General features: G+C 71.7%; 15 protein-coding genes and 1 pseudogene. 7 read left to right on the top strand and 9 right to left on the bottom strand.

From position 1 onward, the window contains the following. Positions 1–86: 86 nt before the first annotated feature. Positions 87–438, top strand: a pseudogene (locus RCR19_RS42630) (zinc ribbon domain-containing protein YjdM). Positions 439–931: 493 nt separating this feature from the next. Here RCR19_RS42630 and RCR19_RS42625 read toward each other — a convergent pair. The 8 genes from RCR19_RS42625 to RCR19_RS42590 all read right to left on the bottom strand — a co-directional run bounded on the left by RCR19_RS42625 (position 932) and on the right by RCR19_RS42590 (position 11,778). Then, the gene (locus tag RCR19_RS42625) at positions 932–1,615 is read right to left on the bottom strand and encodes a helix-turn-helix domain-containing protein (protein WP_331270478.1); all 684 of its coding nucleotides are present in this window, start codon (positions 1,613–1,615) and stop codon (positions 932–934) included. Between the two features lie 75 nt (positions 1,616–1,690). Next, entirely contained in the window at positions 1,691–3,394 is a 1,704-nt protein-coding gene (atzF, locus tag RCR19_RS42620) for an allophanate hydrolase (RefSeq protein ID WP_331270594.1), read from the bottom strand. Positions 3,395–3,399: 5 nt separating this feature from the next. Beyond that, positions 3,400–6,990 (bottom strand): urea carboxylase, encoded by a 3,591-nt coding sequence (gene uca, locus RCR19_RS42615; RefSeq protein ID WP_331270477.1) that lies wholly within the window; start codon positions 6,988–6,990, stop codon positions 3,400–3,402. Beyond that, on the bottom strand, positions 6,987–7,808 hold the full coding sequence (locus RCR19_RS42610; protein ID WP_079050858.1) for an urea amidolyase associated protein UAAP2: 822 nt from the start codon (positions 7,806–7,808) through the stop codon (positions 6,987–6,989). Before RCR19_RS42610 ends, uca begins: the two co-directional genes overlap by 4 nt. A gap of 1 nt (position 7,809) precedes the next feature. Then, entirely contained in the window at positions 7,810–8,757 is a 948-nt protein-coding gene (locus tag RCR19_RS42605; RefSeq protein WP_331270476.1) for an urea amidolyase associated protein UAAP1, read from the bottom strand. A 73-nt stretch (positions 8,758–8,830) separates the two neighbouring features. Next, a complete protein-coding gene (locus tag RCR19_RS42600) occupies positions 8,831–10,429 on the bottom strand; it encodes an amino acid permease (RefSeq protein WP_331270475.1) in 1,599 nt (532 codons plus the stop codon). Positions 10,430–10,681: 252 nt separating this feature from the next. Continuing rightward, positions 10,682–11,179 (bottom strand): hypothetical protein, encoded by a 498-nt coding sequence (locus RCR19_RS42595; RefSeq protein ID WP_331270474.1) that lies wholly within the window; start codon positions 11,177–11,179, stop codon positions 10,682–10,684. 428 nt (positions 11,180–11,607) lie between these two features. Beyond that, on the bottom strand, positions 11,608–11,778 hold the full coding sequence (locus RCR19_RS42590; RefSeq protein ID WP_331270473.1) for a hypothetical protein: 171 nt from the start codon (positions 11,776–11,778) through the stop codon (positions 11,608–11,610). A 41-nt stretch (positions 11,779–11,819) separates the two neighbouring features. Here RCR19_RS42590 and RCR19_RS42585 point away from each other — a divergent pair, with 41 nt between their 5' ends. From RCR19_RS42585 to RCR19_RS42570, 4 genes are read left to right on the top strand one after another with little or no spacing between them, the layout of a single operon-like run. Beyond that, positions 11,820–13,334, top strand: coding sequence for a TIGR02677 family protein (locus RCR19_RS42585; RefSeq protein ID WP_331270593.1), 1,515 nt, complete (start codon positions 11,820–11,822; stop codon positions 13,332–13,334). Then, positions 13,331–14,800 carry a TIGR02678 family protein gene (locus RCR19_RS42580; protein ID WP_331270472.1) on the top strand — a complete coding sequence of 490 codons (1,470 nt, stop codon included), beginning with the start codon at positions 13,331–13,333 and terminating at the stop codon, positions 14,798–14,800. The genes RCR19_RS42585 and RCR19_RS42580 overlap by 4 nt, the downstream gene beginning before the upstream one ends. After that, the gene (locus RCR19_RS42575; RefSeq protein WP_331270471.1) at positions 14,797–18,957 is read left to right on the top strand and encodes a TIGR02680 family protein; all 4,161 of its coding nucleotides are present in this window, start codon (positions 14,797–14,799) and stop codon (positions 18,955–18,957) included. Before RCR19_RS42580 ends, RCR19_RS42575 begins: the two co-directional genes overlap by 4 nt. Continuing rightward, on the top strand, positions 18,947–20,188 hold the full coding sequence (locus RCR19_RS42570; protein ID WP_331270470.1) for a TIGR02679 family protein: 1,242 nt from the start codon (positions 18,947–18,949) through the stop codon (positions 20,186–20,188). Before RCR19_RS42575 ends, RCR19_RS42570 begins: the two co-directional genes overlap by 11 nt. Before the next feature lie 190 nt (positions 20,189–20,378). Here RCR19_RS42570 and RCR19_RS42565 read toward each other — a convergent pair whose 3' ends face one another. Further along, entirely contained in the window at positions 20,379–21,056 is a 678-nt protein-coding gene (locus RCR19_RS42565; protein ID WP_331270469.1) for a hypothetical protein, read from the bottom strand. Positions 21,057–21,198: 142 nt separating this feature from the next. Between RCR19_RS42565 and RCR19_RS42560 the strand changes: the two genes are divergently transcribed. Next, positions 21,199–21,492, top strand: a complete 294-nt coding sequence (locus RCR19_RS42560; RefSeq protein ID WP_059132391.1) for a hypothetical protein — start codon at positions 21,199–21,201, stop codon at positions 21,490–21,492. A 58-nt stretch (positions 21,493–21,550) separates the two neighbouring features. Then, positions 21,551–22,207 carry a hypothetical protein gene (locus tag RCR19_RS42555; RefSeq protein ID WP_331270468.1) on the top strand — a complete coding sequence of 219 codons (657 nt, stop codon included), beginning with the start codon at positions 21,551–21,553 and terminating at the stop codon, positions 22,205–22,207. Positions 22,208–22,248: the final 41 nt, after the last annotated feature.

Genomic DNA, 22,248 nt, shown 5'->3' with positions numbered 1-22,248 from the left:
CACGGCGCGATAACGGCAGGGGACGGTCCGATCGGTGCTCACCGCGCCCGGCCGGGCATCCTGGCTTCTCGGCTGAAATACACCCAGTGACCGAGAACCTGCCGCCCTGCCCCGAGTGCTCCAGTGCGTACGCCTACGAGATGGGCCCGCTCCTGGTCTGCCCGGAGTGCGGGCACGAATGGTCACCGGCATCCGCAGAGCCCGCGGGAACCCCGGGGACCGGGTGATCACGGATGCGGTCGGCAACGTACTTGCCGACGGCGACACGGTGACCGCGGTCAAGCCTTGAAGGTCAAGGGCAGCCCGACCGGGATCAAGGCGGGCACCAAGGTGCGCAACATCCGCCTCGTCGACGGCGTGGACGGTCACGACATCGACTGCAAGGTCGAGGGATTCGGCCCCCTGCATCTCAAGTCCAGCGTGGTCAAGAAGGCTTGACCCGGTAGCGTGCGGCCGCTCCTACGACGGCGGCGGCACCGGATAACGGGTGTTCGCGCGTCCGAGGGCTGTGGCACGATGCCGCGACGATCTCCAGCTCGCCCATACCAGCCGTCGTTCCCGCAGGTCGGATGGCCCAGAATGCCCAGCCGTCGCTCAGCCTTCCCAGCGGCCTGGAGCTACGCCCCTGGTGCCCCTCCGATGCCGACGTCCTGATGGCCGCTGGCCAGGATCCGGCCATTCGTCAGTGGAACCGTCTGCTGGTGGAAACCCCGCAAGACGCGCGCCGCAGGATCGAGCGCATGCATGAGCGCTGCGGGCGCAGCACTTACGTGTGCGACGTGTGCCGTGTCTGCCCCGCGGGGGTGGGGGCTCGTAGGGGAAGGCGAGGAGTCGTGTCCGAGTTGCTCTGGGCTGTGTGCGTGCCGGAGCAGGGGAGCCGGCCCTGTCTGTTGGGTCCGCGTTGTGTGCGATGGGTTCGGTGAGCCGTCGGTCATGCCAAGTGGTTCAGCAGGGTGTGTGCTTCGTTCCTGGCGGTGGTCACCGCTGACTCGCTGAGTCCGCACAGCCGCAGGCATGACGACGCGATGGCGTCGGTGTCGGCTGCTTCCGGTTCACGGAAACGCCGTATCTGAATGACGACCTCCACCAGCTGGATCAGCAGTTGACCGAGCCGCTCGGCGGGCAGGCTGCCGGCGACGCTCTCGGTTGCCGCCAGGGCGCCGAGAGTGCCGTAGCTTTTCTGCAGCCGGCCCCGTTCGGCGCGGAAGGCGTCGAATCGTTCGGCCCGTACTTCCGGCAGTAGGTAGAGCGTGCCGATGTTGTACGGGGTGCGGGCCAGGGTGCGTACGTCCGTCGCGGCCACCGCGTAGAGCGCTGCGGCCGCTCTCGCCCGCTCGGGCACCGGTGCCTGGATCCGCTCCACCATCTCCAGGCTTGGCCGCACGGAGGTGGCCAGCAGCTCGGCGAGGATCTCGTCCTTGGTGGTGAAGTGGTAGTAGAGCGAGGCCTGCCTGATGCCCACCCGCTCGGCGATCATGCGGGTGCTGGTGGCGGCGATGCCGCGTTCGACGAAGAGCGCTCCGGCGGCGTCGAGGATCTGTTCCCGGGCAGAGGTGCGAGGGTCGGACGGCGGCGTGTGCCGGGGTCTTCCTTGGCGGGGACGCGTCGTCGTCATGGGCCCATCCTGCCACTCCTGGTGGTGGGCACCCGGCCGTTCCCGGCACGTGGGTGCCCGCCTTGGTGCCTTTGGTCAAGTGGACGTCAGATAGGCACGCCAGCCGCCGAAGTGGGTGATGTCGGGCGCGTTCTCGACGGCGTACGGCTCCACCAGGAAACCGCTGACATGGCGCCCGCCGGCCAGTTCGACGGTGCCGATGGTCATGGGCGCGGGAACGGCGGCGGTCAACGCCCCGAACCCTGCGGCCGGCAGCCGCCAGATCTCGCCCTCGATGGCTGTTCCCGTACCGCCGCCTGCGTGCGTGTCGCCGCCCGTCCCGGCGTGGGCGTCCGGCCCGCCCTCGGCGACTCTGACCAGGCCCGGTTTGGGCGGCTCGGTGGCCAGGGCGTGCAGCCGGTAGCCGCCGGCGGTGCGGGCCGGGCCCACCAGCGTGCCGCCCGCCTGCACCAACTGCGCGTTGAGCGGCTGCCCGGTGAGGTGGGCGCCGACCACGAACAGGTCGAGCCGAGGACTGGCGAACCGCTCGGCCAAGGCGGCCAGGGCGCGGTCGGAGAAGGCCGGGCCGGTGAACATCACGCCGAACGGCAGGCCGTCCACGAACCCGGCGGGAACGGCGAGCGAGGCGTAGTCCAGCAGGTTGGCGAAGTTGGTGAAGCGTCCCATCCGGGCGTTGGCGCCGATCGGGTCGGCCGCCACTTCCTCGAGGGTTGGGTGCCAGGTGGTGGTCGGGGTGAGGAGCGCCGAGCAGCCGTCGAGGGCCGCGTGTCCTGCGGCGCCGAGGGCGGCGAGCCGGGCGGTGTCGGCGGCCCAGTCGGCGGCGGTCTTCTCCCGGCCGGCCAGCACGATGGAGGCGACGCTCGGGTCGAGGTCCGTACCGATCAGGTGGCGGTGCTTGTCCAGGTGCTCGCCCACGGCGGCGTACCGCTCGGCGACGAACGCGCCGCCGTACAGCAGCTGCGCGGCCTGGAGCAGCGGGGTGACGTCGATCTCGACGATCTCCACCCCGGTGCTCGCCAGGCGGGTGACCGCGGCGTCGAAGGCCTCGCGCCAGCCGTCGGCCATGCTCTCCAGGTGCTGCGGAGCCGGGACGGCAACCCTGGGGCGCGCGGGTGGCGGCGGAAGCTGGGTGCCGGTGCGGGAGAGCGGGTCGGCCGGGTGGGGGCCCTCAACGATCTCCGCGGCGATGCGGGCGAGCCGCAGGTCGCGGGCGAACACGGTCACGCAGTCGAGGGTGTAGCAGGCGGGGACCGCCCCGGTCACGGGCACCAGACCCTTGGTGGGCTTCACCCCGACGATGCCGTTGAGGGCGGCGGGCACCCGCCCGGAGCCGGCCGTGTCGGTGCCGAGCGCGATGTCGGCGATGCCCAGCGCGACCGCGACGGCGGAGCCGGAGGACGACCCGCCGGAGATGCGGGCCGGGTCCCAGGCGTTGCGTACCGCGCCGTAGGGGCTGCGGGTGCCTACCAGGCCGGTGGCGAACTGGTCCAGGTTCGTCTTCCCGAGCACTACCGCGCCGGCCGCGCGCAGCCGTGCCACCGCGGGCGCGTCGGCGTCCGGCCGGTAGGCGTACGAGGGCGCGCCCGCGGTCGTGGGCAGGCCGGCCACATCGATGTTGTCCTTGACGGCCGCGGTCAGGCCGGCCAGTGGCAGCGCCGGGTGGATCCGGGCCGCTTCGGCGAGTACTTCGTCGCGGGGCCTGAGGTGGATCCAGATCTCGGGGCGGTCGGCCGACTTGATGCGGTCGTAGGCGGCCTCGACGCGTTCGGCCGGTGTCATGGCGTTCATGCCTTCACCGCCGCGAGGATCTGGCCGGGAGCGACCTGTTCACCGGGCTTGACGTAGATCTCCAGAAGTGTTCCGGTGACGGGGGCGTTCACCTTGGACTCCATTTTCATCGCCTCCAGCGAGAGGATCGGGTCGCCCTCGGCGACGGCGGTGCCCGGCTGCGCGACGGTCTGCCAGACGGTTGCGGTGAACGGCGCGGTGACCGGGACCGCGCCGTCCGGGACGGCGACGGCGTCGGCGGCCAGCGGGTCGGGATCATCGCCCCGGTCGAACTCGCCGGCGGCGCGCCAGCGTTCCTTCTCGGCCTGGAACGCGGCGCTCTGCCGCTCCCGGAAGGCGGCGATGGAGTCGGCGTTGGCGGTCAGGAAGGCGTTGTACTCGGCGATCGAGAAGGTGCCCTCCTCGGTGTCGAAGGCACCGCGGCCGGCGTCGGTCTCGGCGCGCAGTTCGAGCAGTTCCTCCGCGGTGACGGGGTACCACTCGATGCGGTCGAAGAAGCGCAGCGCCCACGGCGAGTCCTGGAACAGGCCGCCCTTGCGGAACCGGTTCCAGATCTGCACGGTGCGGCCGACGAACTGGTACCCGCCGGGACCCTCCATGCCGTAGATGCACAGGTAGGCGCCGCCGATACCGACGGAGTTCTCCGCGGTCCAGGTGCGGGCCGGGTTGTACTTGGTGGTCACCAGGCGGTGCCGTGGGTCGAGCGGGGTGGCGACGGGGGCGCCGAGATAGACGTCGCCGAGACCGAGCACCAGGTAGGACGCGTCGAAGACCGTGCGGTAGACGTCGTCGGCGGTCTGCAGGCCGTTGACGCGGCGGATGAACTCGATGTTCCACGGGCACCAAGGGGCGTCGTCGCGCACCCCGGCCATGTACCGCTCGATGGCGAGCCGGGTCGCCGGGTCGTCCCAGCTGAGCGGCAGCCGCACCGTGCGGGAGGGCACCACGAGTTCGCTGGTGGGCGGGACCTCGTCCTCCAGTTCGCGCAGCAGGGCGGTGAGGTCACGGGCCCTCAGCCGGTGGGCGTCCGTGTGGATCTGCAGTGAGCGGATGCCCGGGGTGACGTCGACGATGCCGTCGGGTGCGTGCGCGGCGAGGGTCTCCTGGAGGGCGTGCACCCGCATCCGCAGGCCGAGGTCGAGCGCCATGGGGCCGTACTCGACGAGGACGTTGTCGTCGCCGTCCCGGCGGTAGGTGACGCCGGGGCGGACATCGGTGGCCTCCAGGCGGCCCAGCACACCGTCGTCGCCGTCTCCGCCACTGCTGATCAGCGTGGGGGAGGCGCGGTGGGTGCCGAGGGCGGCCGCCTCGGCCTCCTTGACCGGTACGAACCGGACGGTGTCGCCGGGGCGGAGCTGGCCGAGCTTCCACAGTTCGCCGCTGGCGACCACCGCGGGGCAGACGAATCCGCCGAGGGACGGTCCGTCGGGGCCCAGGACGATCGGTGTGTCGCCGGTGAAGTCGAGGGCGCCCACGGCGTACGGCGTGTCGTGGATGTTGGAGGGGTGCAGACCGGCCTCGCCGCCGTCCTGGCGGGCCCATCGCGGTTTGGGTCCGATCAGGCGGATGCCGGTGCGGGCCGAGTTGTGGTGCACCTTGTAGTCGGTGGCGTAGAGGGTGTCGATGTCCTCGCGGGTGAAGAACTCGGGTGCCGCGTGCGGTCCTTCGGTGACACCGATCCGCCAGTGCGGGGTGATCGCGGGACGGCGCTCGGGCGGGGTCGGGCCGCCGGTAGCGGTTTTGGCAGTTCCGGGCCGAAGTACGTCTCCGGCGAGCAGTGCCCGGCCGCCGTGGCCGCCGAAGCCGCCGAGGGTGAAGGTCGAGGCGCTGCCCAGGTATGCGGGTACGTCGATGCCGCCCCGGACGGACACGTAGCTGCGCAGGCCGGGCCCGAGGGACGCGCCGAGGACCAGGGTGGCGCCGGCCGGGACCGGCACCGGCTCCCACAGGGCCGCCCCGGTGCCGTCCACAGTGATCGGGACGGGGGCGCCGGTGACGGCGACCACGGTGGCGGCCGAAAAGCGCAGGGTCAGGCCGCCCGCGGTGACCTCGAGCGCGGGTGCCTCGGCCGGATTGCCGACGGCCAGGTTGGCCTCGGCGAAGGAGACGGGGTCGAAGGGGCCGCTCGGCGGCACGCCCACGTGCCAGTAGCCGAGCCGGCCGGGAAGGTCCTGAACGGTGGTCATCGCTCCCGGCACCAGGACGTCGATGCGCGGCTCGGGGTCGGCGGTGGTGGCGAGCGTGCTGGTGCTGTGTACGGCCTTGCGCACCTCGTCCCGCACGGTCAGCGAGCGCAGCAGACCCAGGTTGGTGACGATGCCGTCGACCCGGCTCGCGGCCAGGGCCTTGCCGAGCAGGTCGAACGCGGTGTCGCGGGTGGCGCCGTGCGCGATCACTTTGGCGAGCATGGGGTCGTAGTACGGCGAGATCTCCGAACCGGTCTCGGCGAAGCCGTCGACGCGGACGCCGGGCATCTCGTCGGTGCCCTGGCCTGGGAGGACCGCCCGGGTGACCAGGCCCGAGGAGGGCAGCGAGTCCTTGCCGGGGTCCTCGGCGTAGACCCGGGCCTCCACGGCATGTCCGGTGGGCGTCCATTCCCGGTCGAAGACCGCGTTGTCGACCCGGCCGTCGCGGGCCAGGGTGAGCATGAGTTCGACGAGGTCGACGCCGTACGCCTCCTCGGTCACCGGGTGCTCGACCTGGAGCCGGGTGTTGACCTCGAGGAAGGCGGCCTCCTCGCGCACCGGGTCGTAGACGAACTCCACGGTCCCCGCGCCCCGGTAGCCGACCGAGGCGAGCAGCCGGCGCGAGGAGTCGTGCAGCAGTGCGCGGACACGGCCGGGCAGGGCCGGGGCCGGGGCCTCCTCGATCACCTTCTGGTTGCGGCGCTGCAGCGAGCAGTCGCGGTCGCCGATGACGGCGATCCGGCCGGTGCCGTCGCCGAAGATCTGCACCTCGACGTGGCGGGCCGGGCGCACCAGGCGCTCCAGGAAAACTCCGGTCGATCCGAAGTTCGACTCGGCGAGCGCCGCGACGCGGGCGAAGGCCTCGCGCACCTCGTCGGCGGTGGCGCAGGCCTGCATACCGATGCCGCCGCCACCGCCGGTCGCCTTGACCATCACGGGCAGCCCGATCGACTCGGCCGCGGTGACGGCCTCCTCGGCGCTCGCGAGCAGCTCCGTCCCGGTCAGCAGGGGAACTCCGGCCGCCTTGGCCAGGGCGCGGGCGGTGTGTTTCTCGCCGAAGGCGGTGATCTGGTCGGCGGTCGGGCCCGCGAAACGCAGGCCGGCCTCCTCGACGGCACGGGCGAAGGCGGTGTTCTCGGAGAGGAAACCGTAGCCCGGGTGGATGATTCCGGCGCCATGGTCGAGCGCGGCCTCGATGATCGCGTCGCCGCGCAGATACGAGTCGCGGGCGGGGGCCGGACCGAGGCGGACCGCGTGGTCGGCCTCGCGGACGTGCGGGGCGGCCCGGTCGGCGTCGGAGAAGACGGCGACGGTGTCCAGTCCCATCCTTTTCGCGGTGCGGATGACACGGCGGGCTATCTCACCGCGGTTGGCGACGAGAACAGTGGTGGGACGGGTCACGCGGCGCCCTCCGGGGTGCTCGGGTGCTGCGCGGACTGCGGGCTGCCGGAGTCGGGGCTCCCCGGGCTCGCGGGGCTCTGCGGGTCCACGACGATCATCCGCAGCGGGGTCGGGTTGAAGTCGTTGCACGGGTTGTTCATCTGCGGGCAGTTGGACACCAGCACCAGTACGTCCGTCTCGGCGCGCACCGCGACCCGGCGGCCGGGCGCCGACATGCCGTCCACGATGCCCAGCGCGCCGTCCGCCTCGACGGGCACGTTCATGAACCAGTTGAGGTTGGACACGAGGTCCCGAACCCCCAGGCCATGCCGGGCGGCCTCGGCGAGAAAGTTCTCGCGGCAGCCGTGATGGAACATCACGTGATGGCCGTAGCGCAGGCTGTTGGACTCCTTGCCGCAGGCGCCGCCGATGGTGTCCTGTCGGTCGATCTCGTTGGCGACGACGGTCATCAGCGGGCGGCCCTCACTGCTGTGCAGCACGGTGCCGGTGCGCACATAGGCGTTGCCCTGCCAGGCCAGGGTGTCGGGGACGCTGTAGCGCTCCTCGGGGTCGTCGGCGTTGTAGATCAGGCAGTCGGCGGACTGGTTGCCGCCGACGTCGACGATCGTCAGGACGTGTCCCTTCTTCACCACCGCCGACCAGGGCGCGTTGGAGGCCACTGTGTCGTCCAGGACGACGGCGCCCTCCACCAGGCTCGCTCCCCAGTTGAGGGCGGAGCTCTCGGCGTACACGGCGCCGACCGGGACGGTGGAGGAGACGGTGCCGCCCGAGGCGGTGGGGTAGGTGGTCACGGTGTTCTCGGCCTGAGTGGTCGCCATGTCACAGCCCCCGGGCTTCGCAGTAGTCGATGGTGTTGAGGTACGCCCGGTGCAACTCGGGCGTGGCGGTGAACCGCGGCGCGCCGGGGCCGGTCGGGGTGCCTCGCCAGGCGTGCACCCGCAGCGGCCCGACGACGTAGTCGGGGCGCGGGTCCAGCGGGTGGGCGACGTTGGCGACCAGCACCAAAAGGGGTAGTTCCGCGACGAGTTCGACATGCGTGCCCGGGCCCGCGCCGCCCTGCCAGGCGAGGGTGCCGTCCGCCGCGACGCGTACGCCCTGGAAGAAGGAGACGCCGGGCGGCAGGTCGCGCCGGCTCAGGCCGTGCTTGGCGGCCGCCTTGACGAGGAGTCCGCGACCTGACGGGGACGGTCCCTCGGGGCGGGCGTCACCGTACTTGCGTTCGTTCCAGGCGTCGGTGGTGGTGCCGCAGAAGGCGTCGTGCCGACCGGAGGAGTCGCCGGTGATCACGGCCATGACCCGGCCGTCACCGGACAGCAGCGGGTGGTTCTCGCCCAGGTAGGCCTGCCACGGGATCTTCTGGGTGTCGGCGACGTTGAGCCGCTCGACCGGTTCCAGGGCGTTGAAGAGCAGCAGATGGGCGCAGGCGTCACCGGTCGGGTCGTCGAAGCGCAGCCGGGTGCCGCGGGCGAGGACCTTGTGGGTGTAGCCGCCGGGTGCCACGGTCTCCGCCCACACCAGGGCGGCCGGGTCCACCCCCGGCGGGCGGTGCGGGCTGCCCGACGCCGGAAGGTACGGCATCCAGTCGCTGGCCTGTCCGCCTTGGGCACGGGCGTCGTCCCGGGCACTGCGTACGCTGTCGGTCAGGTGCAGCTCTCGGGCGCTGGCGGGGGCCTGCCCGGTGGGCTGCTGCTCGTGGACTGCGGTGGGCTGGTCGGTGGGGTGCGGGCCGTGCGGCGCGGTCGCCGTCGGCCCTTCGGCGGTGGTCATGGGGTGCCCCGTCGTCCCTTCGTCGGTGCGTCGTCGGTGCGTCTGGCGGTGCGTCGCCCAGACCGCCGAGCCGTCAGGCGGGCTCGGCGACGGCCTCGGCAGGTGGCTCGATGTGCGTGTGGAGTACGTGCGTCAGCTCGATCCGGCGGTGCAGCCGGGAGGCCAGGAAGTAGGCGGCACCGACGGCGAGGCTGAGCCCGATGAAGAGCAGAGCGCTCCACCGCAGCCACCAGGTTCCGCCGGTGACGTCGTAGATCTCCGCGCGGGGCCATAGCAGGTTGATCGTCATGCCCGCCTGGTAGAGCACGGCGAGCGTGGTGACCGCGATCCCCCAGCGGCCCAGTGAGAACAGCGGCCGGCCGGTCTCGTCGACGCCGTCCGGGAGCCGGCCGGTGCCCCCGCGCCGGAGCCGGGTGACCAGCAGCGGCAGCGTCACGCCCAGATAGGCCAGGTAGAGCATGGCGATGCAGAGGCTGGAGAGGGCGGTGAAGATCGCCGACTGGCGGATGTTGACCAGGAGCGCGACCGCGGCGCCCACGCCCACCACGATCGACGTGGTGATCGGCGTACCGGTGCGGGCCGAGACCTTGCTGAGGTGCCGGTGGAAGGGCAGGGCGCCCTCGCGCGCCATGGAGTAGATCATCCGTGCCCCGGAGGTCTGCACGGCGAGGGTGCACGCGAACACCGCGACCGCGACGCAGCACAGCAGCAGGCGGCCCAGGACGCCTCCGAGCCGGTCGGTGAGCACCCAGGAAAGTCCGCCGGCGGCCAGGTTTCCGTCGGTCAGGCTCCTGGCGGCCATCAGCCCTGAGAGGATCAGCAGCGCCCCGCCGATGCCCGAGGTGATGAGCGCGCGCAGGATGGTCCGGGGAGTGGTTCGGCGCGGGTTGTGGGTCTCCTCCGCCAGCTCGCCCGCCGAGTCGAAGCCCACCATGACGTATGCCGCCATCAGCGAGGAGGCGAGGAAGGCCCCTGTGTAGCCGCCGTGGCCGGCCCAGCCGGTGTGGTGGGTCACCACCTGGGGGCTCCGCTCGGGCAGGAAGAAGAGCACCAGCACCAGTGCGATCACGCCGACGATCTCGATCGTGACGCCGATGCTGGTGGCGGCGGCCATCTGGCGAACGCCGAGGATGTTCACCACTGTGGTGATCACCAGCAGGAGGCAGCCCAGGAGGACCGCGTTGTGTGCGCCGGTCGGGGAGACGACCGACGGGTCGGCGTGCGGTCCGCCGACAATCTGGAAGCCGGACCAGATGCCCGGCAGCACCGCCTGCGCGGCGATCGCGGCCGCCGCGACGGTGAGGATCTGCCCGATGATCATGATCCAGCCTGTGAACCAGCCCACCGTGGTGCCGGCCAGACGGCTCGACCACTGGTAGACCGCCCCGGAGATGGGCCAGCGCGCCGCCAGTTCGGCGAAGCAGAGCGCGACCAGCATCTGGCCCACGAAGACCAGCGGCCAGGTCCAGAAGAACGCCGCCCCGCCGAGGCCGAAGCCGAGGCCGAAGAGCTGGAAGACGGTAGTGAGGATCGACACGAAGGAGAAGCCCGCGGCGAACGAGGCGAAACTGCCCACTCCGCGGCGCAGCTCCTGCTGGTAGCCGACGGGAGCGGGACCGGCCGTGACGCTGCTGGCGGCGCTTGACCCAGGGGGGAGCTCGGATCGGTTCATCACCGCACCTCCGATCGAGAGTTACCTGTCGGTCGACAGGTAATGCGATGGTGGGGCGGGCCGGTCTCACGGCTGAGTCGCAGACGTTAACGTCCTGTATCCGATGCCGCTAGGAGATCCCCGCATCGTGGGCCGCTCTGGGGGCCCGGAAATCCGGCATAGTCAAACTCCTGGCCAGCGGCGACGACTGCTGACCCCGACGAACGCTGCAACGAACTGACCAAGCACGGCGGGGACCGCGGCTGACCGCGGTCAGCTATACGATCCATACGGAGCATCCGCTCGTGGACTGTTCGGCAAGGCCCGGACATTCGACGGCGTGGCCAAGACCTCGCGCAGCCGCTCGATCTCCATCCGCTGGGCGGCGAGCTGGGAGAGGACTCGCTGCCTGAAATCGGTGAGGCCGTCGATCTGCGCGTCGCGTGCGGCGAGGCGCTCCTTGAGCCCGGCAACCTGTTCTTTGAGGCCTTCGATTTGGGCGGCCCGCGGGTCCGGGACGACTCCCTGCTCTCGGAGCTCGGCCAGTCGGCGTTCGAACTCCTCCGCCAGGTGCTGGTAGGGCCCCGGCCGTGGCGAGCCGTCGCGGTTCTTCTTGGGGTGGAAGCCCGTGCGGGCGACCCCGGCCTGGGCCGCCAGCGTCTTGATGTCGCACTTGCTGCGCGCGGGAATCTCGCCGGCCAGGAGTCGGTCCATGACCTGTCGAATCGCCGACTCGTTGTCGCGGCGGGTCTCGTCGCTGATGCGTGCCACGTCATGCCCCCGTCGCGACGGCGGTGTCGATCTCGGACAGCACCCGTTCATCACGGGCGAGTTCCGTGGTCAGCCGGGCCTTGCGCTGGTGGCAAGCCAGTTGAGCAGGGATTGTTCACCCAGCCACGGCCATAGCCACCCGGCGAGGCCACCACCAGCCCGATGAGGAATTGCCCCGCGGGTGACAGCTTGGGCTCTCGGCCCCGCTCCCGCACCTGCCACGCTTCTGGGGTAGTGACTAGGAAACTGAGAGGGCCACCCCGCGGACCGCTGTCCGCGGCTGCACAGTTGATGGCACAGCTTGAAGGTGCGCGTGCCGTCTTGGTTCTCGATCGGCACGGTGTGCGCGCGTGGTAAGGCCACGCCGAGGAGGGTGTCCGACGTCGCCTGGGCGCCGGACGTGCGCGTCGCGCTCTGCCACAGGATCACTACCACTCGCCGACCTGTTCGCTTGTGAGGGCGAAGATCCGTAAGGGGCAAATGGGCAGTACGTGGTGGTACAAGGCGCTGCGTGGCGGTGCAGAGTAGCGCAGGGAGCGCAGTGCGAGGAGCGCGTTGATGGAGACGGGGGCCCGTGCGGCAGACTGGGTGTCGTTCATGCCGTCCCCCACCGAACGAGAGTCTCGAACCTGTGACCGACGTGTCCGCGGCCTCGGAATCCGCCGACGAGGACGCCTTCGGAATCGACGCGTTCACCCTGGACGATCGGCTGCGGCTGTTCCATTTCGCCGCTGCCGAGAAACGCCACGAATATCTGTGGCTGTTGCGTGCTTTCGACCGGGGGCGGGCCAACTACCAGGTGTTGCTGCACGCTTCGGATGCGGCGGGGGTCCTGAAGCGGCTCGCTGCCGAGCATCCCGGCGCGGCGGCCGTCGGGGACGTGCAGCCGTTGCTCGACGCGCTCGCCGACTGGCGGGTCCTCGACCGGTCGTACGACGGGACGCGCGCCGCGAATCTCGCCGAGTACCGCAACCGGCACTACGTCTACCAGTTCACCCAGGCGGGCTACCGCGCGTACCGGGCCGTGGAAGATGTACTCGGCGCGCGGCTGGAGGACGCCCAGCTCTCCCGGCTCGTCTTCCCCGACATCCTCGCCGACCTTCACGCGCTGGCCGACGCCAACGCCGCCGGTGATGCCGAGGAGGTGTACCGCAAGCTCGGCCGCCTGGACTCCGTACTGGGTGAGATGGCGCAGCGCGCCGCCCGGTTCTACCTGATGCTCGGCGACCTGGCACGGACCAACGACACCCGGCCCGAGGTGTTTCTCGCCCACAAGGACGCCTTGCTCGGGCACATGCGGGAGTTCACCGCCGAACTCGGCCGCTACGCTCCGCTGCTCGCCGAGGCTGTCGAGAAGACCGCCGCCACCGGCGTCGACCGGATGATCGAGCACGCCGCCGAGGCCGACGAGCGGCTCTTCCGCAGTCCCGCCGAACGCCTCGAGGACTGGCGGCAGCGGTGGCAGGGCATCGTCCACTGGTTCGCGGAGCGCGAGCACAGCGAGGCCGATCGGCTGCAGGACGCCACCGTCACCGCCATCCGCTCCGTCCTCGCCCTGCTGCGCAGGGTCACCGAGGCCCGACGCGGCGGGGTGAGCCGGGAGAGTCAACTACGGCATCTCGCCCAGTGGTTCATCTCCTGCGAGAGCGACGAGGACGCGCACGCCCTCTTCCAGGCCGCCTTCGGACTAGGCGCGCCCCGCCATATCGCCGTCCCGTACGCGGACCCCGAGCTGATCCCGGGGCGTACGTCCTGGTGGGAGGCCGAACCGGTCGAGCTGGCGCGCACCCTGGTCCAGTCCGGCCGCAGCCCCGGCCTGCACGGTCCCGGCCGCATCGAACGCAACGAAGCCCAGCGGGAACGGCTCCGCGCCGAGCAGCTGAAGCAGCAGGCCGAGCGCCGCACCGCCGCCGCCTCGCTCGCTGCGGACGGAGCGCACGGCAGGGTGCTGGACGAGGCCGAGACGCGAGTCCTGCTGGCGCTGATGAACGTAGCGCTCGCCGCTCGCGTCCCCGCCAGCCGCAGCGTCTGCGCCGCCTCCGGCTCCGCCCACGGCGTACGCCTCACCCTCACCCCTGTTGAGGGCTCCACCACCGTGCACACCGTCCGCGGCAACCTGCACTTGAACGGGCTGCGACTGGAGGTCACGGCATGAGTGCAGCACGAAGCACCTCCGCCCCGGGCGGCGGTGGGCGACGCGCAGGGGAGCGTGTCGCCGAGCACGTTTCACCTCTCGAACTCGCCGACTATCAAAAGGCCGTACGGCTGGTCCTGCGGCATCCGCTGATCACATCCTCGTACCCGGACCGGGCGGCCCTGCCGACCGTGCGCCGCTGGGCCGAGCAGCTGCGCACCGACCTGATGGAGGTCCTCGGCTACCGGCTCGTCACCACGGCCGACACCGCCCGGCTACTACGCGTGCAGGACCACCTGGACGCGACGCGGCCCGCCGTCACCCGCGCCGGCCGCCCCTTCGACCGGCGCCGCTACGCCTACCTCGTCCTCACCCTCGCTGCCCTCGGCCGCCACGGTGCGCAGGTCGCCCTCGGTGAACTCGCGGACGCGGTCGCCGCCGACGCCGCGCGCATCGACGGCCTCGGCCTGGACACCACCCGCAAGACCGACCGGGACGCCTTCGTCGACGCCGTCACCTGGCTCACCGAGCGCGGCGCTCTCGCCCTCACCGACGGCTCCGCCACCGCCTGGGCCGGTGACCCCGAGCGTGCGGAGGCTCTGTACGACATCGACCGCGAGATTCTCACCGCCGTCCACCAGCCCACTCGAGTCCTTCAACACCTCACCTCGGTGACAGGGCTCCTCGATTCCGGAAGCGCGCTGGGCCTGGCCACGGGCCGCCACGCCCAGCGCCGCGATCAGGCCCGCCGTGCTCGGCGTCTCGTCCTGGAGAACCCGGTCGCGTACTACGCCGACGCCGAGGCCGAGTTGCTCGGCCAGCTGCGTGCCCCATCACTCGCCGAGGATCTGGAGCGTCTGACCGGCCTTGCCGTGGAGCGCCGTGCCGAGGGCGTGGCGCTCGTCGACACCTCCGGCAGGCTGTCCGACATCCGTTTCCCCGGTGGCGGCACGGTCGCCCAGGCCGCGCTGCTCCTTGGCGCCCGCATCAGCGAGGCCGCCCGGCGCACGGGGCGGCACGTCCCCGACCTGCTGCCCGCTCCGACGGCCGCCGAACGCCTCGCCGCCCGGGCCCGCCGCATCGACGCGGCCCTCCCGGCGCGCGGACTGCTCGCGGAGCTCTCCGCATCCGAGGAGCAGACGCTGTACGAGGCCGCCAACGAGGAGGGCGACGAGCCGGAGGAGACCCGCTACCCCTTCGTCTCCGACTCCTGGCTGCGTGGCAGGCTCAAGGAGATCATCGGCGAGTACGGCAAGGGCTTTGCCGCGGACCTGCGCGAAGACCCGGACCGGCTGCTCGCCCGGGTCATGGACCTGCTGGCCGCCCTGTCGCTGGTCGCCCGCGTCGACGGCGGAGTCCTCGTGCTTCCGCTCCTGGCCCGCTACCGCGGGGTCAGCGCCCGAGTGAAGTCCCGTGTGCCCGCCCCGCGGTCCGCCGCCCAGACCGCTCGGTTCGCCGACGACACCGTGAAGGACCCGACGCCGTGAGCACCCCGACTCCCGTCCCGGCCAGCGCCGCCGCTCCCACTGCGGCCACCCGATACGTCCCCACTCGCGCCGGGATCGTCAACCTCTGGGACTACCGGGACGAGGAGTTTTCCTTCGCCGGCGGCTGGCTGGTGCTGCGCGGGCCCAACGGCTCCGGCAAGACCAAGGCCCTCGAAGTGCTCTTCCCGTTCGTCCTCGACGGCCGTATCGATCCCAAGCGGCTCAACCCGTTCGCGGCCGAGGACCGCACGATGAAGTCCAACCTGCTCTTCCGCGGGCAGGACAGCGCGCTCGGCTACGTCTGGATCGAGTTCACCCACCGCACCAGTGGCGAGGCCGTCACCTGCGGCATCGGCCTGCACGCCCACCGCCACCGCGACACCCCCGCCCGCTGGCATTTCGTCACCGACGGCCGCGTCGGCGAGGACTTCTCCCTCCTCACCGACGACGACCGGCCGATGACGAAGAAGCAGCTCGCCGCCGAGCTCGGCCAGGAGCTGATCGCCTCTCCGACCGACTACCGCGCCGCCGTCGACCAGCGGCTGTTCGGCCTCGGCCGGGAGCGGTACGAGCAACTGCTCACGCTCATCCTCACGCTGCGCCGCCCGCAGCTCGCCAAGAACCTCGACCCGACCAAGCTCTCCGACACCCTCACCGAGGGCCTGCGCCCGCTGGACGACGACCTCATCGCCGAAGCCGCCCGCTCCTTCGACGACATGGAGTCTGTGCAGCGCACCCTGGAGGGACTGGTAGCCGCCGACGACGCCACCCGGGCCTTCCTCGCCGGCTACTCCACCTACCTGCGGGTCCACGCCCGCGTGGCCGCCGACCGACTCACTGCCCGCCGTACCGAGACCGCTGCCCGCACTGCCGCCCTGGACAACGCCGTAGCGGAGGTGGCGGCGGCCCGCGAGCAGCAGGCCGCCGCCGAGACCCGCGCCGAGACCGCCGACGCTGCGCTCGCCGCTCTGCGCGCCCGCCTCGACCAGCTGCGCTCCTCCGCCGCGTATCAGGCCGTCGAGCAGCTCGCCGACCTGGAACGTCTGGTGCGTACCTGCGAGCACACCGCCCAGCAGGCCACCGCCGAACGCGAACGCCGCACCGCCGCCACCGGCCGTGCCCGTGCCGAAGCCGAACGCGCGGCCCAGCTTGCCGCCGAGCTCGAGGGCGCCGCTTCCCGTGGCGCCGCCGCCGTCGCCGACCACGCCCACACCGCGGGCATTGCCTGGACCCCGCCCGACGCCGAGCCCACCCGGCTCGCCGAGCGGTCCGCCGCGCTCGCCACCGCTCGCCACGACGGCGTGCGGGCGCTACGCGCCGCCCAGCAGGACTGCCGCAGCGCCGAGCAGACCCGCGACCTCGCCCGCAGCGCCCTCGACCGCGCCGAGGAGGCGGTCAGTGGCGCCGAAAGCGGCGAAACCGACGCCGAGCAGGCGGTCGAGGCCGCCCGCGCACAGGCGCGAGAGGCGCTCGCCCAGTGGACGCAGGCCCGTGGCCCGCTCCTCCCCGAGGGCGCCATCGACCGCCTCGCCGAAGCCCTCGACCTCACCGGCGAAGGGGAAGCGGCCACCCTCGCCGACACCTACGCCGAGGCCGTCGCCCCCGCCGTGCAGGAGCTGCGTGACGCCCTGGCCGCCCTGCGCGGCCGACGTACCGACCTCGAACGCCGTCGCGCCGAGACCGAGGCCGAGCGTGACCGCATCGCTGCCGAGCACGACGACGCCCCTCCCGCCGCCCGTGGCCGCACCGCCGACCGCACCCGTGGGGGTACTCCCCCGGCTACCGCTGGGGGCACTGCCACCCAGGCCCTCAAGGCACTGAGGGAGGGCGTACCTCTGTGGCAGCTCGTTGACTTCGCCGAGCATCTGACGGAGGAGCAACAGGCCGGTCTGGAAGCAGCCCTGGAGGCCTCCGGCCTCCTCGACGCCCTCGTCACCGCCGAGGACACCCCGGTGCCGGCTGGGCACAGCGACGGCTACCTGCACACCCGCACACCCGTCGACGGACCCAGCCTGGCCGACCTGCTGCGCCCGGAGGACGGCACACCGATCCCCGCCGCGCGCGTCACCGCCGTCCTGCGCTCCGTCGCCATCACCTCCGGCCCTGACTCCGGCACCGCGCAGATCACCCCGGTCGGCCGGTACGTCGCCGGCGTCCTCGTCGGCGCCCACACCAAGGAGCACGCCGAGTACGTCGGCGCCACTGCTCGCAAGCGCCGCCGCGCCGCCCGCATCGCGGCCTGCGAGGCGCTGCTCGCAGAACTCGCTGCGGGGATCGATGAGTTGACGCGCTCCCAGGCCCGCACCGAGACACGGCTGGAGGCGTACGCAGCCGCCCGCGCTGCTCTGCCCCGCACCACCGGCATCACCGCCGCGCTGCGCGAACTCGACAAGGCCGCGGCACGGCTGCGCGCCACCCGCGAGGCCGCCGACTCTGCCCAGGCCTCGTACGACAAAGCCGTGGCCGCCTGCTCGGTCACCGAGCGCGCCCTGCGCCGCACCGCCGCCGAGCACGGCATCGCCCCCGATCGTGTCGACGCCGTGGAGACCGCCACCCACGCCTTCGAGGCGGCGGTACGCGAACTCGCCGCCCGCCGCCGCGAACACGCCCGGCAGTCGCAGGTCACCGAAGCCGCCACCGACCGGCTGAGTGCGGCAGCCGAGGACGAGGAAGCCGCCCTGGACGCCGAGCGCGCCGCGCGCCGCCGCCACGCCGAGGAGGCCGCGGGGCTCGACGCCCTCCAAGAGGCCGTCGGCGCGGAGGCGCAGGAGGTGATGCGCCAGGTGCATCAGGCCGAGGACGCCCTCGACGGCGCGGTCCGGGAGGCCGAGACGGTCACCGCCGCCCTGCATTCGGCCATCGCCACCACCGCCTCCGCGGAGGCCCGGCGTACCGCGGCGGCCGAGGCCGGCTCCGTCGCCGCCGCCGAGGAGAAGGAGACCGCCCGGGGCCTCGCCCCGTACGCGGCTCGTGAACTGCTCGACATCCTGCGCTGCCCGCCCGGCCTGTCCTGGCCCGCCCAGGAGGCCGACTGGGCGGGTCAGGAGCTGCCCGCCGCGGCGGTAGCGGTCCACGAAGCGATCCAGGCCGCCACCCGCGACCTCGCCCCCACCGAGACCAGCGTCAAGCAGTCCGTCACCCGCCTGACGAAGGCCCTGGACGACCTGCAGGCCCAGCTCGCCGCCGCCGGACAGGACTATCGGCCCGAATGGGACGGCTCCGACGGCGTCATCCTCGTCCGCGTCGCCGACGAGGAAGGCCCGTTGCCCGTCGCCTCCTTCGCCGAGAAGATCGCCGAGCACCGCCGTGACCAGGCCGAGCTGCTCAGCGACTCAGAGCAGCGCATTCTCGAGGACGCTCTGCTCACCCGACTTGCCCAGCAGATCCACGACCGCACGGTCGACGCCCGCGACCTCATCCGGCGCATGAACACCGACATGCGCGAACGCAGGATGTCCTCCGGCACGACGGTCGGCGTGAGCTGGCTACTCGCCGACGACCTCGACGTCGAGCAGCGTGCCGTGTGCGCCCTCCTCGACGCGGACGCCGCCCGGCTCGGCCCCGACGGACTCGCCCGGATCCGCGCCCACTTCGCCGCGCAGATCAAGAACACCCGCGCCCGTCACCGCGACCTGCCTTACCGCGAACTGCTGGCCCAGGTGCTGGACTACCGCCGCTGGCGGCAGTTCGCCTTCCAGCTCGTACGCCCCGACAGAAGCGAGGAGCGGCTCACCCGCGCCCGTCACAGCCGCCTCTCCGGCGGCGAGCAGTCCGTCTCGCTGCACCTGCCGCTGTTCGCCGCCGCGCACGCCATGCTCAACTCCGCACACCCGCACTCCCCGCGACTGCTCGCCCTGGACGAGGCGTTCGCCGGCGTCGACGACACCGGCCGCGGCGAACTGATGTCGCTGGCCGCCCAGTTCGACCTCGACCTGTTCATGACCGGATACGACCTGTGGGCCGCACACGCCACCGTCCCCGCCGCCGCCCACTACGACCTCGCGCACTCGGCGATCGACCACACCGTCTCCACGCTGCTGCTCCTCTGGGACGGCGAGAAGCTGCTGGCCGACGACATCGGCAACCTCACCGCGATCCTCGGCTCACCCGGCACCCGCCGCGTCCCCGGGTCGAAGGAGGCCACCGTTGCCGACTGAGCAGCACAGCTACGACGAACTGCACGGTGAGGGCTGGACCCGGCTGCTGGCCGCCGCCCGCCGCAAGCTGGAACGTACCTCGGGCGCGCTCGACGGCGAGATCGGCCTCTTGGCCCCCAGCGATGCCGAGCGTCGCACCGTCATCGGCGTCACCGGCCGCTACCGTCCCGAGACCGCCAAACGCCTCGCCGTCCCTCTCACCGCCCTCGACGCCTACCTGTACGACCGCTGCGGCACCGGCCTGCTCCAGACCCTCGGCCACCTGAACGGGCCCTTGCGCGACCGGCCCGCCGAACGCGCCGACGAGGACACCCGCCGCGAACAGGTCCTGACCTCCGCCCGCTCCAGCCGCCTCGCCACCGAAAGCTGGTTCGCGGCCTGGCTGGACCGCCTCGCCGCCGACGGCACCCTGACCCGCCTTCTGCGGCGCGGGGACGCACCCCTGATCGACGCGGCGGTGCGAGTCCTGGAAAAACTCCCCGAGGACCACTCCCGCATCCTGCCGCTTCCGGTCCTCGCCGAATGGGCCACCGGCGACACCAAAGCCCTCGTCCCCGGCTCCCCGCTCGAACAGCTCGTCCTGCGCGCCCTCGCCCAGCGCACAGGCGACGAAGTCCCGCGCGAGAGGGCCGGACGCCGCGCCCTGTGGGAGAGCGCGGGCGCCATCGCCGACGACCTCGCCAGCCAGGTCCTCGTCCTGGGTATCCGCCCCGAGGGCGACACGGTGGTCTGCGACTGGCTGCGCGATGCCGCCGACTTCGGCATCCCGTTCCGGCTCACCCTCCACCAGCTCGCATCCGGCCCCGTCGTCCCCGCCGCCGGTGACATCTTCGTGTGCGAGAACCCGGCCGTCCTGCGTGCGGCCGCCGCCGAACTCGAAGCCGCGAGCCCATCCCTGGTGTGCACCGAGGGCGTACCGTCCGCCGCCTGCCACAAACTGCTCGCCGACGCGGTGCGCGCCGGAGCCCGGCTGTACTGGCGGGCCGACTTCGACTGGGCGGGCCTGCGCATCACCGCCACTGCCGTGGAACGCCATGGGGCCCAACCCTGGCGCATGACCACCGCCGACTACCGGGAAGCCCTCGGCCAGGGCCAGTCCACACCTCTGGGCGGCCCGTCGGCGGCAAGTCCCTGGGACCCCCAACTGGCACATGCCATGGAGGAGTCGGGACAAGCCGTCATGGAGGAGCGCTTGCTGCCCGCGCTCCTGGCCGACCTCACCCGCACCTGACGCCGATGGACATGGGAGGCGGTCCTGTCCTCGCTGACGTGTCGCGCCGACACCGCTGCTGAGGACCCCACCGACCGAGCGACCGGCCACCAGGACGCGATCATCCACACTGCGCGGTGGAGGTTGTCTCATGTGGCCGCCCTGCCCGTGTAGGCGGGTAGGGCGGCCCCTACCGACGCACGGCCGCCCGCTATCGCGTCGCCTTCTCCCCGGTCGGTCCCACCGCGAACCACTTGCCGTCGATCCCCTGACCGTTCAGGTCCCCCGGCTTGCTGTCGCCCGCGAAACGGTAGACAGGCCATCCGCCGACGGTGATCTGGACCTGGCCGTCCTGGCGGCGAATGGCCCCGACCTCCTTCGGGTTCACGCCTGCCAGGTAGACGTTGCCGCCCTCCTGGACGGTCACGGGAGGCCACTTCGTAGCGCAGGCGGCGTTGCAGGCCGACTGCGACGGGGAGGCGCTGTCGTCGTCGAAACGGTACAAAGCCGCCTGGTTGATGTTGATGAGGTGCGGTGAAGACAGCGGTGGTGAGGTCACCGCGGACAGCTGGACCCACTTGGGCGGTGCCTCTTGCACCGCGGCTCCGACCACGGTCCCGCCGTTGCCGTCGAGACCGGCGTCCTGCGCCGTGGAGTCGACCACCTGCAGTGCCGAGTTGCCCGCGTTCTGGCCTGGCGGAGGGCTCGAAGGGGAGGCCGAGGCCGCGGAGGACACCGCGGAGGCAGCCGGTGCCGGGCTGTCGCCGATGGTGATCGTCTTGCCGCAGGCCGACAGGCTCGCCGCGCCGCACAGTACGAGTACGGATGCGACAACGGTGCGGCGTACGGCGCCACCGTTGAACGGCGGACGGGTGAAGAGCGGATTCATGCCCGCAACACGAGACAGGCACCGCCAAGGGTTCAACGCCGCCCGGACCGATCGAACCGTCTGCCGCGTTGAACGCTCCGCTCCCCCGGTCTCGTGTACCGCACGGAGATGAATCCTCACCGCACAGGAACGGGAGCCCGCAGTGGCGTCGGACGTCAACATCCCCGGGAGTGAGCTCAAAGAGGCCCAGGACATGTTGGGTTTCGTGCACGACTTCATCGACATCGGACACCACACGTTCGACTTCGATGCCGCGTTCGGGCCCGAGCTCTCCCACGGCTCCGCACAGAACTTCGAAAACAAGTGGGAAGACGGAAAGCACCAGCTGCAGAAGCAGGTGAAGGGCATCCAGGACGCCATCGGCGACATCCTGGACTCCTTCGAGAAGACCGACCAGGACGCGGTGTCGAACCTCGACGACGGAAGCGGCAAGTGAGCTCCGCCGTCATGTCCCCGACGTGTCCAACTGTTCCCCCGAAAATGGCGGCTGACCTATGAGCACTGCACAGCGTTTTCTGCTGGACATCCCCGATCCCTGGCAGCAGGTCGACCTCAGCGGGGAGGAACTGGCGAAAATCCGCGCCCAGGCACTGGCCTCGACCGGCGACCCTCGTCAGAAGGCGCGGATCAACGACATGTTCCGTCAGGGCCGGGAGGTGTCCCGCGCCGCCCGCCGTCACGGGGCGCTGCTGGCCGCGGGTACGGCGACCATGTACACCGAGGGCCTCTTCATGGCCTACGCGATGGTCTTCGCCGTCAGCACACCCGAGGGCGAGGAGCTCACGCTGCCCGTGCTGTCCGCGCGACTGGGTGTCTCCTCAGCGAGTGGTGTCGCACCCCGGGACCGGGTCATCACATCGGCGAAGGTGCCCCACGTGGGCACGGTGGCCCGGGTCACCGGCACCGAGGTGACCCGGCTGACCGGGGACATCGACGTCAAGTTGCTGACGATGCACACGATGATGCCGGTGCCCGGCAGCAGCCGGGACTTCCTCGTGGTCACGCTCGCCAGTCCCAACCTGCCGCTGAAGAACGAGGTGTATGACCTGTTCGACGCCATCACCAGCACGTTTCGCTTTCTGACCGACGATGGTGTCCAGGTCTCCGGCAACGGCGACGAAGCAGGCACGAGCGGCAGCCTCGCTGCCTGATCCCCCTTGCGTTGCATGCCGAAGGACGGCCGGGTCCCCTG

The organism is Streptomyces sp. WAC07094 (assembly GCF_036320405.1).
Taxonomy (GTDB): Bacteria; Actinomycetota; Actinomycetes; order Streptomycetales; family Streptomycetaceae; genus Streptomyces; species Streptomyces lannensis.
The sequence above is the reverse complement of the archived record's forward strand: the minus strand, read 5'-3'. Positions and strand labels throughout refer to the sequence as shown.

Coding starts and splice junctions, on each gene's coding strand:
- RCR19_RS42625 (WP_331270478.1), bottom strand. CDS start 1,615: ATGACGACGACGCGTCCCCGCCAAGGAAGACCCCGGCACACGCCGCCG.
- atzF (WP_331270594.1), bottom strand. CDS start 3,394: ATGACACCGGCCGAACGCGTCGAGGCCGCCTACGACCGCATCAAGTCG.
- RCR19_RS42610 (WP_079050858.1), bottom strand. CDS start 7,808: ATGGCGACCACTCAGGCCGAGAACACCGTGACCACCTACCCCACCGCC.
- RCR19_RS42605 (WP_331270476.1), bottom strand. CDS start 8,757: ATGACCACCGCCGAAGGGCCGACGGCGACCGCGCCGCACGGCCCGCAC.
- RCR19_RS42600 (WP_331270475.1), bottom strand. CDS start 10,429: ATGAACCGATCCGAGCTCCCCCCTGGGTCAAGCGCCGCCAGCAGCGTC.
- RCR19_RS42590 (WP_331270473.1), bottom strand. CDS start 11,778: ATGAACGACACCCAGTCTGCCGCACGGGCCCCCGTCTCCATCAACGCG.
- RCR19_RS42580 (WP_331270472.1), top strand. CDS start 13,331: ATGAGTGCAGCACGAAGCACCTCCGCCCCGGGCGGCGGTGGGCGACGC.
- RCR19_RS42565 (WP_331270469.1), bottom strand. CDS start 21,056: ATGAATCCGCTCTTCACCCGTCCGCCGTTCAACGGTGGCGCCGTACGC.
- RCR19_RS42555 (WP_331270468.1), top strand. CDS start 21,551: ATGAGCACTGCACAGCGTTTTCTGCTGGACATCCCCGATCCCTGGCAG.